Source organism: Peijinzhouia sedimentorum, from assembly GCF_049340005.1.
In the GTDB taxonomy this organism is placed as follows: domain Bacteria; phylum Bacteroidota; class Bacteroidia; order Cytophagales; family Cyclobacteriaceae; genus CAXBDP01.
In genome coordinates, this window is record NZ_JBMPIY010000008.1 from 35,523 (window position 1) to 48,394 (window position 12,872).

Genomic DNA, 12,872 nt, shown 5'->3' on the forward strand with positions numbered 1-12,872 from the left:
GAATATACAAAAATTGGCGGTTTTGTATGTGAAAAGCCCTGCATTGTTCAATTGCAGGGCTTTAATATCTATCGATCTAAAAAAATTAATTTCCTACAATAAATACCGCGTTTCCATATAGCAAATGTCCATCGTGCCAGAATGCACGGAAAAGCGGATTATCAGCCATATAGATTACTTGTCCTCGACCCAAATTCTGCACTCCATAGTTCAAGGCTTCTTTGAAACGATCTTTTGCTTTATAGCCTACAAATCCACTTACCAGATTTTCTGGCGTTTTGATTACGCCTACATTCCAGCCATTTTCTAACCAAGCATATCGCTGCGATGATGTTTTAAGACTGTAATAGCGCGTTTTGTATCCGTAAGCTAGCGGATGAGTTACATCCATGGTCGTAAGCCAAATTGATCCAGGGTTGTTGTTTGGCGCGCTATTGCGCTGTCTGTCGGCATAAGGTTCCAATCTTGAATCCTTGCGATCGGCCTTCGAAGCATCATCGGCAGCTTTCTTTTCGCTATCGTCAGCATACCTTTTCAAAGCAAATCCGTCTTTGTCAGCAAAAGTACCTAAAGCTCCATCGATAAGAATCAATCTACCTCCCGCTTGAATCCATGACCTAAGGCCGCCCATAAACGAATCATTTGCAATGGAACCATAATTTCCGCTTGGCATTATTAATACATCGTATTCTGATAAGTCAACTCTTGCAACTGATTCAGATTCTAAAACGGTAAGCGGGTAATCAATTATCTGTTCGAAGTAATACCAATTTTCACCAAATGATAAAGAAGAAGTACCACTACCCGACACCAAAGCTACTTTTGGCGCTTTGAGCAGACGAACAGAACTTGAACCGAAATCTTTGCCTTTGCTCACAAAACCAGTGCGTGCCGCTACCAAGCTTCTACCGAGTCTTTGTGCATGAGCTTTTACTTTTTCATCGAATTTGTCACCCATGTGCTCATTATTGCGGCGTGTGATTACCAATGTCCCCCGCTCGAAATCTTTGCCATTCATAGAGAATGGCTCCGTTGCTTGGCGTACCGTGATTTCATCTTTGTGCAATGAAGCCAAGAATTTCAAATCTTCAATACTTGTCCATGGAAGTAAGTATGCGTATGGTTTACCACTGAGGTCATTATTTGCTACAGTTGGTTTTTCCCAAGCTTTTGCTACGTCAATTTTAGTTTCTGTAGCACGCGCTCGCAATCCATATACATAAGGCATTGCCCAAGCGGTGATATCATAAGTTAAGGAATCGCTCAATTTCACATTTGGATCGAAAAGCACATTGGCCATTACTGATCTTGGCTGATAGGTAGAAATAACGATGTCATTTTCTGTTACTGTGAAATCATCAATTTTGGTACTGAGATATGCATAGCCCGAGAAATCGCGGGAGGATGCAGGGCTTCCGTATTCGATTCCCAACTTGTCTAGCAAATTGGTAAAGGCTATTAATCTATCAGCTTCTTGATCGCCAGGGATAATATAGGTTTTGTATTTACCCCAAGGTTCATTTCTGCTTCTGTCGAAAAACTTCTGAAATTCATCTACTACTTTTTCGGCATTTTGTACGGTCACTTCGATAGTAGAAATACCTGTAGTATGGTGGTGTGTTATACGATCCAAAAGTGTAAGTGTATCTCCTTCGTTGGTCAATACGCCAAGTCCAGCTGCACCAGAGCCGCCCTTTTCGTAGGTCATTCCGATAGCACCATTGTACATTGGGTAGGTATCCCCATAGCTTGGATATAGCAAATCGAAGCTTTCTTTGGTAAAGTATGCCCAGCTATTCTGATCGAAGTATTTGGCGTTATTTTTACCGATGGTTACCTGGAACTCGCGTTGCCAATCGGTGATAATTTCGTGTAATGGCTCCGCAGCTGGAGCAAAGTAATATGGGTTGTTGATCCCTTGCTCGTGGAAATCGACATGGATTTGTGGCATCCATTGATTGTACACTTTCATACGGCTCTGAGATTCGATTTGCGTTTGCCAAGCCCAATCACGGTTGAGGTCGAAGAGGTAGTGATTTGCCCTCCCGCCTGGCCATGGTTCACGGTGTTCTACAGAGTTGATATCAGGCTGTAAAATCTTATTGGCTTTTTGATTGTACCAATTGGCATAGCGATCTCTGCCATCCGGATTTACCGATGGGTCAAAAATTATAACAGCCTTATCCAACCATTCTTTTTTAGCGGGGTCTGTAGCCATTTCATGGAAGGTCATCATTACGGCTTCCATACTTACAGACTCATTTCCGTGCACATTGTAGCTAAACCAAATTAGCGGAATTTTCTCGCCAGAAGGCGTTCCTTCCATCAGACCCGCTCTTTTTAGGTTATCAGTACGGATGGTTTCCAGGTTTTGAATATTCTCGGCACTCGAAAGCATTACTAGCATCAAAGGCCTTCTCTCATAAGTCTGACCATATTGGATGGTTTTCACATTATTAGGCATGGCTGTAGCAGCATGTTCAAAATATGAAACCACCTTGTGATGATAGGTGAAATGCTCTCCCAACTCGTATCCAAGGAAGTCGGCTGGAGATTGAAGTGAGCTTTGAGCAAATGCAGAAAAGCAAATGCTTAGAAATAAAATCGAGCTTAGGTAAATTTTACGCATTTTGTAAAGGGAATTTTGCTGTGGTAAGTTAGGCACAAAATCATAATCCGGAAAGTGGATATCCTTGAGCTTAATTATTTTCAGAATTATGTGAGGAGATAATGAGAATTTCAGCTTTTTGAAGCTTATTGCAAAGGCAAATAACTTATTTAGAAGGTAAATAATGACGAAAACAGATGTAGGCTTATATTTTTTGGCAATTGTACCGAAGCGACCCTTGCGTGATCGTATTCGGGAAATCAAAATGGAATTTGCAGAAGCCTACCATACCAAAGCCTCTCTACGCTCACCCGCTCATGTTACTTTGCATATGCCTTTTCAGTGGAAGGTTGAAAAGGAGGAAGTTCTTTTTGCTGCGTTGTCCAAGCTCGCTGAGGAAGTACCAAGCATTCCCATCGAATTGGATGGATTTGGTGCCTTTAAGCCAAGAGTGATTTTCTTAAATGTAAAGGCTCCTGAAATGTTACATGAATTGCAGCAGAATATTACTCGTTTGATGAAACGAGAATTTAATGTGTTCAATGCCAATTGGCGGGATTATCCTTTCAATCCACATATGACTGTGGCTTTCCGTGATTTGAGACCTGCCTATTTTGATCGAGCATGGAAGGAAAATAAGGATCGGATTTTCAAAGAATCATTTGATGCCGACAGCTTAGTTTTGCTCAAACACAATCAAAAGGAATGGGAAATATATAAAGAGTTTCCTTTTCTAAAGTGTTAGTTTTTCTTTCTTAAACTCAGGTTTCAAATACTCGCTCAGCTCGTACAATGGGATATGTATTTCTGTCGGACCCATTGCGTAAGGTGCGATTTCATAGGAATTAAAATAAAATATCAACTCTTGTCCATTAATGGCAAAATTGTCATTCAAGCTGAATCCTTCTGTCTCGAAATAGAATCCTTGATCTTCTAATTTTTCCTCCTCGGGAATTCGGCGCAACATTCGGAAATGGTATTCACCCACTCGATTCAGTTCATCTCGATAACCTTCTGTAAATAGATCATCCAAATCTATACGTTTACCTGTAGATAAATCGAAATTGTAGTATTGTGTGGCACTGTTTGGGTGCGCCCCTCCACTAAATACATATTCGTAAAAGGACAAACTCAATATTGTATCGTTTTGGAAAAGTACATCCATGTTTCTCTCCAGAGACCAAGGCATTCTATATTCAGGCATATCATCTACCAATTGCTGATAGCCATCCAAGTACAATTGCATGTATGAGGACATAGTCATAATAGTATCGCCCTCTTCAAAAAGCTGCATTCTATTTACAACGAAAGCGTTGAGACTATCCAAAACCTCTGCATTAGCTGCATTGGTGAAATTGGGATAGGTAAAACTTATTTCCGCACAAGGGCCTTCGCCTTTGGAACAATCGCCAATACTATCATTGAGGGCGATGGTATCATATTGGAGCGAGGTGGAGAGTTTGCCTGAATTGGCATCCTCTTCTGAACTCATATCGCAAGCAAATAGGGCAAGAGATATAAAAAATATTAGAGCTAAATTTTGCATGAATTAAAAAGTAAGACTGTCTGCAAATTTACGTTTATTAAATCGAAGGCTCTTTAGCTTTCCTTTGTTTTCTACATGGATGAGGTTCATCTGATCGTCAAAGATTTCCATTAAGATGCCGTTTTGAATTTCGATGGATTGGAAAGCTGCAATGTTTTCAATTTCTAAATAGCACCACACTGCATCTTCCTCGAGCTCGGAGCCAATGAATATTACCTCCCGCTTTTTACCATCTAAACTTATGGAAACATGCTTGCTAATATATTCGGAGATGATTTTTTGTAATTCTTCAGGATCATCAGGACTGGAGACATTGATAAATTTTCCTGTCATTTTATTTAAGCCAGCTTCTAAGTCGTCCCAGAATATCTTGTGAATAATCTCGACACGTTGTTTTTCAGCATTATGATTGATTTCGCATACACTGACATGGAATGGATGATCAAAACTGGCTGCACTTAGTACAAATATTAAAATAACCGCCGATAGGAATACTTTCATAGGATTTGAAAAATTACCTTTAATATTACAAATTCGAATCCAAAATTAGACGAACTATCTAAATACATGTCAACTTTTCAATTGTTTTATGAGGTAGGAGTCCACCACATCTTGGCGATGGATGGGATGGATCATATTTTATTTATTCTTGCGCTTTGCTCTATTTATCTATTACGTGATTGGAGGAGAGTTTTAATTCTTATTACCGCATTTACGTTAGGTCATACATTGACACTTGCTTTAGTCACGCTCAATTTCTTCAAAGCACAATCTGATATCATCGAATTTTTGATTCCTGTTACCATTTTCGTGACAGCGGCATCGAATATTTGGAAGGGTTCTAGTGCATTCCAGCGAACATCCAAATTCCAATTGAATTACCTTTATGCTGCCTTTTTTGGTTTAATTCACGGTATGGCTTTCGCTAATGAATTGAGGGCATTACTAGGAAAAGACGATCAGGTAGTTACGAAATTACTTGCGTTCAATCTCGGAATCGAAATAGGTCAGATTGTGGTGGTTGGAGCTTTTCTGCTGGCAGGTTATATTTTTATTGGGCTGTTTGGTATAAACCGTCGCGATTGGAATTTAGTTATTAACTCAGCAATTGCGGGAATTTCCTTACTTTTAATCATTGAAGCCAAATTTTGGTAAGCATATGAAAAAATTATTTATACTTCTTCTATTAGTAAACATAAGCTTGATTAGTCAAGCGCAGCAGCGTACAAGTAATCATGCCAATCGTTTTGAGCAATTGGGCACTGAACTTCGCACCCCCAATGTGTATCGCACTGGGTCTGGAGCACCTGGCCATATGTATTGGCAGCAAAGAGCCGATTACGAAATTGATGTAGAATTAGACGATCAAAACCAAAAGCTTTACGCAAGTGAGCTGATTACCTACCACAACAATTCACCAGATATACTCTCATACTTATGGCTGCATTTGGACGAAAATGTAAGAGATAGAGATGCTGATAATTACAAGGCTGCAAGTACTACCATTCGCAATAGAATGAGTTTTGATGCTTTAAAATCCATCGAAACGCATGATGAAGACTTGGGCTTCAAGATTGAATTTGTACAAGATGCAAATGGAAATGCACTTCCATATACCATCAATAAAACCTTGATGAGAATAGATCTTCCGACTCCATTGGCTTCTGGTGAAAAGGTGCAAGTAAGGATCAAATGGTGGTTCAATATCAGCGATAGATTAGTGCATGGTGGCCGTCCAGGCTATGAATTATTTCCTGATGATGGTAATTATTTGTACACTACAGCAGGTTGGTTTCCTCGCATGGCGGTGTATGGAGATCATGAAGGATGGCATAATAAGCAATTTACAGGCAGAGGTGAATTTGCCCTTCCATTTGGAGATTATAAAGTAAATATTACCGTTCCTGCAGATCATGTAATTGGCTCAACAGGTCAATTACAAAATCCAGACGATGTACTTACTTCAGCTCAAAGAGAGCGTTTTGAGCAAGCAAAAAATGCTGAGAATCCAGTGATGATTATTACGCGGGAGGAAGCTGAACGCAACGAAAAGAGCAAATCGACAGACACAAAGACTTGGACGTACCATGCAGAAAATGTGAGAGACTTTGCTTGGACGAGTTCTCGCAAATTCATTTGGGATGCAATGGGTGTGGATATCGATGGCAAAAAAGTAATGGCCATGAGCTATTATCCAAAAGAAGCTTATTCCCTTTACAGCAGATATTCAACTCAAGCTGTAGCGCATACACTGGAAGTATATTCCAAGTTCACAATTCCTTACCCTTACCCTGTAGCTATTTCGGTTGAGGCTTCAAATGGGATGGAATACCCAATGATTGCCTTTAATTATGGACGTACAGCACCAGATGGCACGTACTCAGCAGCTACAAAATATGGTGCAATTGGCGTAATTATTCACGAAGTTGGACATAACTTTTTCCCGATGATTATCAACTCCGACGAGCGCCAATGGACATGGATGGATGAAGGCTTGAACTCATTTGTGCAATTTCTAGCACAGCAGGAATGGGAACCTGATTATCCGCAAAGAAGAGGGCCTGCTCATAAGATTGTGGACTATATGAAAAGCCCAAAAGACTTGTTGGAGCCCATAATGACTAACTCCGAAAATATTGTTCAATTTGGCCCAAATGCATACGCCAAGCCTGCTACAGCCTTGAACATACTTCGCGAAACCATTATGGGGCGTGAGCTATTCGATTATGCATTTAAAGAATATGCGCGCAGATGGGCATTCAAGCATCCGACTCCAGACGATTTTTTCCGCACTATGGAAGATGCCAGTGGGGTTGATTTAGATTGGTTTTGGAGAGGTTGGTTTTACAGTATAGATAATGTTGACATTGCCATAGACAATGTGGAATGGTATAAATTGAATTCGCAAAACCCAGAAGTAGATAACCCTAGAAGGAGGGAGGAATTTGCCAAAGAGGAAGAAGGCATTTACAACATCCGTAACCGTGAATTGGGAATGGAATATCTTTCTGATCGTAAGCCAACCATCATTAAGGATTTCTACAATAGCTATGATCCTTTTGAAGTTACAGAAGAACAGAAAGAAGCTTATAAAAGATTAACAGCAAATTTGACTGCGGAAGAAAAAGCAATGCTCAATGGTGAATGGAACTTCTACGAAATGCAGTTTTCAAATATTGGAGGTTTGGTAATGCCGCTAATCTTAGAATTTACTTTTACTGATGGCACCACCGAAATGCGTAAAATTCCAGCTGAGATTTGGCGGTTGAATGAAAATCAAGTGAGCAAAGTATTCAAATTCAATAAGGAAGTAGCAAGTATCCGATTAGATCCATTCCGCGAAACAGCCGATGTGGAAGAATACAACAACCATTGGCCAAGAAACCTACAACCAAGCAGGTTCGATGCATTTAAGCAACAAAGCACTCCAAGAGGCGCAGCTAATGATAGCAACCCGATGCAAAGGGCGAACAGAAGGCGATAAGAATCTTTTGATTTATAGATGAAGAGGCTGTCTGAAAGGGTAGCCTCTTTTTTGTTAGACCACCTTGGTTTTATTGTTGGGGTTGAGAATCTTGATTTTTAAAATCTATAATTTTCAAACTAGGTATGGAGTATCTCAAAACATACTCTTTGATTTTAACAGATAAATAAAAATTAATACAAGCCTAATTGAATAGAAGGAATTATAAGCGTGCGAGCACCAAATGATTCAATCAAATAAAAAAACCTATAAACACGTTAGATATATAATCAGAATAGTTTCGTTAGTACAACGAAATCAACAATATACGTTTAGACAAATAGGGTAGAGGAAAAGACCTATTCTATAATGCGAAATTATTGAATATGAGCAAATGCGTTATGGTTATTAACCTGTTGCACAGTGCATTAGTTGACATTCAATCAAGAATACTATTTAACTGATACTAAAAATTATGGATATGAAAATTAAATCTCTTTTAATTATTCTTATAGTTTTGATTGCTTCTTGTAAGAGCCAGAATAAAGAAAATAATTCGTCTAATTCTACACAAGATGAAATCCTAGTAGAGGAAATTCAGGAAACTAAAATAGATAAGATTAAAATTACTGAACAACTACAAGGAAAATGGAAAGAGATTGAATATCCTTATCGTACAGCAGAATTTGTGAGATCAACAGTTAAATTTGTAGAAGAGGGGACGGTAAACCCACCGAAATTTGAAAAATTTGAGATCTCAGAAGACTGCCAATTTGATAATAACAATATAAGAGACCTTAAATCAGGTGATGTAATATTAACATTACCGGAAACCACAAGATGTGAGAAACTGATGGTTTCTAATGACACGCTAACTCTTAGCGGATTCTCCACTAACAGTAATGACGATTATCACATTGTATATCTAAAATTAGAATAGCTACTTTGGATTTTGGGGGCCAAGGTTTAATTCCAGTTCAAAACTCATTGAATTCGATGGGTTTAGAAAGTCCGGATTTAATAATAGATAAGAGACGCAATGCATTGCATCTCCTATGTTTGGTGAGATTAGTTTTTTGAGGCTAATTGATATTGTCGGATTGCAAATCCTCCGTATTAGGGTTCGGCATTGCAAATACCGAATAGTTGGCTATCACGCAAATGAAATCGCTTTTGAGTCACAATAAATTTGTGAGAAAGTTAAAAGAGTGGTGAATTGAAACGGACTTGGAAAGCAGCTAAACTATTGAAATAGCTTAAGAAATGCCAATACTTATTTATCTACCTGATAACAAACTATACTTTCTCAATCAATTGTCAGTCAACAAAGGAGGATAATTACCAACTCCCACCAGAACCACCGCCACCGAAGCTGCCGCCGCCGAACCCACCAAAGCTGCTGCCACCACCGAAGCTTCCGCCGCCACCGGAGAATCCGCCAAATCCACCACTTCTATTGCTGCGTTTTGAGGCATTTTCCTTATTCATCAATGCCAAAATTGCTAGCCAACCCAAATCGGTATGTCCACCAAAATGTTGCTTTTTGTATTTGCGCACACCTACAATGGTAATGAGGATGGGGATGCCAATAAACATGATGAAAAAAACAATTAAGAATGGTAATGGCGAAGATGAGTTTCCAGTTCTTTTCAGATTGTCACTTGTCCACTCGCCGGATGCCAGTTTAAATATCGCTGTTGTTGCTTCATCCAACCCTTTGTAAAAATCTCCATTTCGGAAATTAGGATTCATATATCGTTCGCGAATCGTATAAGTAGAAGCATCTGTAATTGCTCCTTCCATTCCATAACCTGTAGTAATAGCAGCCAGTCTATCCTCAACTACCACTAATACCACTACGCCATTATCTCTACCTTCTTTGCCTACGCCCCATTTTTCACCTAAGTCTATGGCAAATCGAGTAACATCATCATTGTTGATGGTATTTAGCGTTACAACTGTTACCTCGCTTGAGGTAGAATCATTGTAAAGGCGAAGTTTGGTTTCAAGCTGATCCCTTTCTTTTTCTGACAACACATTTGCAAAGTCATTGACCAATCTTGGTGGTGACATTGGCTCAGGGATTGTTTGAGCGAATAGCGTAAATGAGCTTAGAAATAGGAATATGAATATTCGATACATAGTCAATATGGGTGTATTATTTGCCGAACGAAATCGTATTCGGTAATTCATTTTTATTATCGCCATTGATTGGGAAATGGCTTTTTAGCTGATCTCCGGCTAGCAAAATACCCTCCCGCAAACCTATGGTAAATTCACCTTTGCGAAAATGATTTTGCATCAGTTCTTTTACATCATCCCAAAAATTATCTGGCACTACTGCATTGATTCCTTTATCTCCAAGCACGGCAAATTTGTGATCTTTGACAGCTAGGTAGAAAAGTACCCCATTTCGCAATTCAGTTTTATGCATTTTGAGCAAAGCAAAAACTTCCGCCGCTCTATCTAATACATCTTCTGCACATCTATTTTCGATATGCACCTGTATTTCTCCAGAGCTTTGTTTTTCGGCAGTTTCTATTGCGTCAATGATGGATTTTCTGTCTTGGTCTGTAAAATGTAATTCAGGCATAAATTAAAATTCAACTACTGGAGCTTGATCGGCGCCTTGGCTTGCTTCAAAATAACCTTTGCGTTCGAAGCCGCTCATATTTGCAATTATATTTTTTGGGAACTGACGGATATAAGCATTGTAGCTTTGCACCGATTCGTTAAAACGCATTCTCTCAACTGAGATTCTATTTTCCGTGCCTTCCAATTGCACTTGAAGTTGACTAAACTGCTGATTAGCTTTTAAATCAGGATAGCGTTCTACTACTACCATTAATCTACCCAGAGCAGATGACAGACCGTCTTGTGCTTGTTGGAATTGAGCTATTTGAGCGGGGTCTAGGTTTTCAGGATTTACTTGTACCGATGTTGCTTTCGCTCTTGCTTCGATTACACCTGTAAGAGTTTCTTGCTCAAAATCCGCATAGCCTCTCACAGTATTCACAAGGTTTGGAATAAGGTCGGCTCTACGCTGATATTGGTTTTCTACTTGCGCCCATGATCCACTAATTCCTTCCTCCATAGTCACCATACTGTTGTATGTGCCTTTGAAAAAACTGTAACCACCAATGACTACTATAGCGATGATTACGAGCGTAATTATAAGTCCTTTTTTCATTTTTTCTTTTAGATTATTCTTTTGTTGGGTTTTAATAATGCGGAAATTTTGACTCCCGCTATTTTCATACAATTTAATAAATTAAACAACAACTATACGAATACCTACCCAGCGGAGGTTCATTTTGCTGTTGAATGTTTATTCCAGCTGATTAGAAATCGGCGGGAGGATTTTGTGCTTTCATCCAAATAAAAATGCCCAAGAAATCCGAGTCTTTGGGCATTTTTACTGAATATCATTAATGAGCTTACTTTTCGAATATTGCCTTAATTGGCTGACCAGTAGCACCATTTGGCAGGCCAATATTAAGCAAAGTAGAAACTGTCGGTGCAATATCTGTAATGCTCAATCGATCTACTGTGCTGCCTTTTTTGATGCCCCAACCATAAAATAATATCGGAACATTAGTATCGTAATTCCAGCCAGCGCCGTGTGTTGTGCCTACTTTGCCGTAGCCACCATCGATATAGTTCGGCTCAAATACGAATGCCACATCTCCAGATCTACGTTGGTTGTAGCCTTTCCAAACTAGCTCAGCTTGTCCAGCGTACTGTAAACTTTTTCTTAAGTCGGTTTTGGTGTAGGCACCTGTTATAGCAGGTAATTCCATAAGTCTTGCCGCAACAAATGATTCAAATTCACTTGCATCAAGCCCTTCTTCTTTAATCAAATCGGTATTTAGAAAAACCTGTTCATTACTAACATTCAGCAGCCATTTTGCATCGCCGTATTTGGCAGTTAAAGCTTCATTTAGCATACTGCGAATTCCACTCGTATTGTAATAGCCACCAGGCATTTTTAAGTCTTGCATATGTTGCGGTACATTAGCTACACCATGATCGGCAGTCAAAAATACTAGGTAGTTGCCTGCTCCAACTTTTCCGTCTAGGTAGGTAAAGAATTCAGCAAGTTCACGATCTAATCTTATGTATGTGTCTTGTAATTCTTTGGAATAAGCACCAAAAGCATGACCGATATAATCAGTAGATGAGAAGCTGATTGCTAACAGATCTGTGAATTCACCATTGCCCAGGTTTTCAGCTTCCATAGCACTTTTGGCCATTTCTATTACTAAAGAGTTTCCAAACGGAGTATTTGGTAATGCACCATATCCTCCCGCTTCTTTCATGGCAGGTAAGTCGTATGGAAAAGTGGGTGTTTCGCCGCCACCTAAGTTGCGTTCATAAGGACGATTATCTGGATCACTTTCTACATAGCTTTCAATTGGTAACAAAGTATTCCAAGGTTCTGATAAATAGCTATCAACCAATTTTCTATTATTGAAATCTACAACCCATTGTGGCAGCTCATCAAAATACCATGTGCTCGACATCATTTCGCCTGTCTCGCTATCGTACCAATAGGCGCCATTTGCAAGGAATCCCGCAGGCAGTGCTGCTCCTCTATCTTTTATCGAAATGCCAATCACTTTAGAGCGCTGACTAGAAAACATTTTGAGCTCATCTGGTAAAGTGGATGAAAGTAGGTTTTTTGGAGAGATTTGACCGTTTCGAGCTGTTCCGCCCACATTTGTTACAGCTGTATCTTCTGCGCAATAGACCATGCGACCAAGTTCTTTGGAGTAAAAATTATTACCAATCACACCGTGCACCATCGGCGAAGTACCAGTGTAAACTGAGGCATGCCCCGGGCCAGTAAAAGTGGGAATATAATCGTAATGTCCATTTTTAGCTTCGAAACCTTGCTCTGTAAATCGCTTAAAACCGCCTTCGGTAAAGTGCGGATAAAAACGATGTAAATACTCTTGGCGCATCTGATCTACCACAATGCCAACCACGAGTTTGGGTCTTTCATCAGGTTGTCTTTCTGTTTGCGCTTGGCAAGAGAAAGTAATACTCAGCGTAAAAAAGAGGACTATTGAACGGATCATAAGATTAGAATTTTTGGCAATTTACGACAAAATCACGGCTTTGTCGATTTAAGGATATGGTAAAGTGAAATTCAAAAATAGGCTAATAAATCTGCTAAGAGGTTTCCTCTGTGTAAAGTTTAATTTATTAATTTTGGGCTAATGTTGGAGATGAATTTCACCTCGGCATGCAAG

The 12,872-nt window shown here is 39.5% G+C and carries 11 protein-coding genes; 4 read left to right on the forward strand and 7 right to left on the reverse strand.

Annotation, left to right across the window (positions count from 1 at the left end; genetic code table 11):
* Positions 1–85 precede the first annotated feature (85 nt).
* Positions 86–2,629 carry a M14 family zinc carboxypeptidase gene (locus ACOXY8_RS11785; protein ID WP_458331798.1) on the reverse strand — a complete coding sequence of 848 codons (2,544 nt, stop codon included), beginning with the start codon at positions 2,627–2,629 and terminating at the stop codon, positions 86–88.
* Positions 2,630–2,792: 163 nt separating this feature from the next.
* Here ACOXY8_RS11785 and ACOXY8_RS11790 point away from each other — a divergent pair, with 163 nt between their 5' ends.
* On the forward strand, positions 2,793–3,353 hold the full coding sequence (locus ACOXY8_RS11790) for a 2'-5' RNA ligase family protein (RefSeq protein WP_458331799.1): 561 nt from the start codon (positions 2,793–2,795) through the stop codon (positions 3,351–3,353).
* Here ACOXY8_RS11790 and ACOXY8_RS11795 read toward each other — a convergent pair.
* Positions 3,342–4,100, reverse strand: coding sequence for a DUF3298 and DUF4163 domain-containing protein (locus tag ACOXY8_RS11795; RefSeq protein WP_458331800.1), 759 nt, complete (start codon positions 4,098–4,100; stop codon positions 3,342–3,344). The genes ACOXY8_RS11790 and ACOXY8_RS11795 overlap by 12 nt on opposite strands.
* A gap of 57 nt (positions 4,101–4,157) precedes the next feature.
* A complete protein-coding gene (locus ACOXY8_RS11800; RefSeq protein WP_458331801.1) occupies positions 4,158–4,655 on the reverse strand; it encodes a DUF6702 family protein in 498 nt (165 codons plus the stop codon).
* Positions 4,656–4,721: 66 nt separating this feature from the next.
* On the opposite strand from ACOXY8_RS11800, the gene ACOXY8_RS11805 reads away from it, so the two are divergent.
* The 3 genes from ACOXY8_RS11805 to ACOXY8_RS11815 all read left to right on the forward strand — a co-directional run bounded on the left by ACOXY8_RS11805 (position 4,722) and on the right by ACOXY8_RS11815 (position 8,557).
* Entirely contained in the window at positions 4,722–5,309 is a 588-nt protein-coding gene (locus ACOXY8_RS11805; RefSeq protein WP_458331802.1) for a HupE/UreJ family protein, read from the forward strand.
* A gap of 4 nt (positions 5,310–5,313) precedes the next feature.
* Positions 5,314–7,638: a M1 family metallopeptidase gene (locus tag ACOXY8_RS11810; RefSeq protein WP_458331803.1), complete on the forward strand. Its 2,325-nt coding sequence runs from the start codon at positions 5,314–5,316 to the stop codon at positions 7,636–7,638.
* 460 nt (positions 7,639–8,098) lie between these two features.
* On the forward strand, positions 8,099–8,557 hold the full coding sequence (locus ACOXY8_RS11815) for a hypothetical protein (protein ID WP_458331804.1): 459 nt from the start codon (positions 8,099–8,101) through the stop codon (positions 8,555–8,557).
* 398 nt (positions 8,558–8,955) lie between these two features.
* Here ACOXY8_RS11815 and ACOXY8_RS11820 read toward each other — a convergent pair whose 3' ends face one another.
* From ACOXY8_RS11820 to pafA, 4 genes are all read right to left on the reverse strand, one after another.
* Positions 8,956–9,810: a TPM domain-containing protein gene (locus tag ACOXY8_RS11820; protein WP_458331805.1), complete on the reverse strand. Its 855-nt coding sequence runs from the start codon at positions 9,808–9,810 to the stop codon at positions 8,956–8,958.
* The gene (locus tag ACOXY8_RS11825) at positions 9,776–10,210 is read right to left on the reverse strand and encodes a TPM domain-containing protein (RefSeq protein ID WP_458331806.1); all 435 of its coding nucleotides are present in this window, start codon (positions 10,208–10,210) and stop codon (positions 9,776–9,778) included. The genes ACOXY8_RS11820 and ACOXY8_RS11825 overlap by 35 nt, the downstream gene beginning before the upstream one ends.
* A gap of 3 nt (positions 10,211–10,213) precedes the next feature.
* On the reverse strand, positions 10,214–10,807 hold the full coding sequence (locus ACOXY8_RS11830; protein WP_458331807.1) for a LemA family protein: 594 nt from the start codon (positions 10,805–10,807) through the stop codon (positions 10,214–10,216).
* 247 nt (positions 10,808–11,054) lie between these two features.
* Positions 11,055–12,698 carry an alkaline phosphatase PafA gene (gene pafA, locus ACOXY8_RS11835; RefSeq protein ID WP_458331808.1) on the reverse strand — a complete coding sequence of 548 codons (1,644 nt, stop codon included), beginning with the start codon at positions 12,696–12,698 and terminating at the stop codon, positions 11,055–11,057.
* Between the last annotated feature and the right edge of the window lie 174 nt (positions 12,699–12,872).

What these genes read in the sequence shown, in the direction of transcription:
- ACOXY8_RS11825 (WP_458331806.1), bottom strand. Translation starts at nt 10,210, where the DNA reads ATGCCTGAATTACATTTTACAGACCAAGACAGAAAATCCATCATTGAC.
- ACOXY8_RS11805 (WP_458331802.1), top strand. Translation starts at nt 4,722, where the DNA reads ATGTCAACTTTTCAATTGTTTTATGAGGTAGGAGTCCACCACATCTTG.
- ACOXY8_RS11815 (WP_458331804.1), top strand. Translation starts at nt 8,099, where the DNA reads ATGAAAATTAAATCTCTTTTAATTATTCTTATAGTTTTGATTGCTTCT.
- ACOXY8_RS11790 (WP_458331799.1), top strand. Translation starts at nt 2,793, where the DNA reads ATGACGAAAACAGATGTAGGCTTATATTTTTTGGCAATTGTACCGAAG.
- ACOXY8_RS11820 (WP_458331805.1), bottom strand. Translation starts at nt 9,810, where the DNA reads ATGAATTACCGAATACGATTTCGTTCGGCAAATAATACACCCATATTG.
- ACOXY8_RS11800 (WP_458331801.1), bottom strand. Translation starts at nt 4,655, where the DNA reads ATGAAAGTATTCCTATCGGCGGTTATTTTAATATTTGTACTAAGTGCA.
- ACOXY8_RS11810 (WP_458331803.1), top strand. Translation starts at nt 5,314, where the DNA reads ATGAAAAAATTATTTATACTTCTTCTATTAGTAAACATAAGCTTGATT.
- ACOXY8_RS11830 (WP_458331807.1), bottom strand. Translation starts at nt 10,807, where the DNA reads ATGAAAAAAGGACTTATAATTACGCTCGTAATCATCGCTATAGTAGTC.
- ACOXY8_RS11785 (WP_458331798.1), bottom strand. Translation starts at nt 2,629, where the DNA reads ATGCGTAAAATTTACCTAAGCTCGATTTTATTTCTAAGCATTTGCTTT.
- ACOXY8_RS11795 (WP_458331800.1), bottom strand. Translation starts at nt 4,100, where the DNA reads ATGAGTTCAGAAGAGGATGCCAATTCAGGCAAACTCTCCACCTCGCTC.
- pafA (WP_458331808.1), bottom strand. Translation starts at nt 12,698, where the DNA reads ATGATCCGTTCAATAGTCCTCTTTTTTACGCTGAGTATTACTTTCTCT.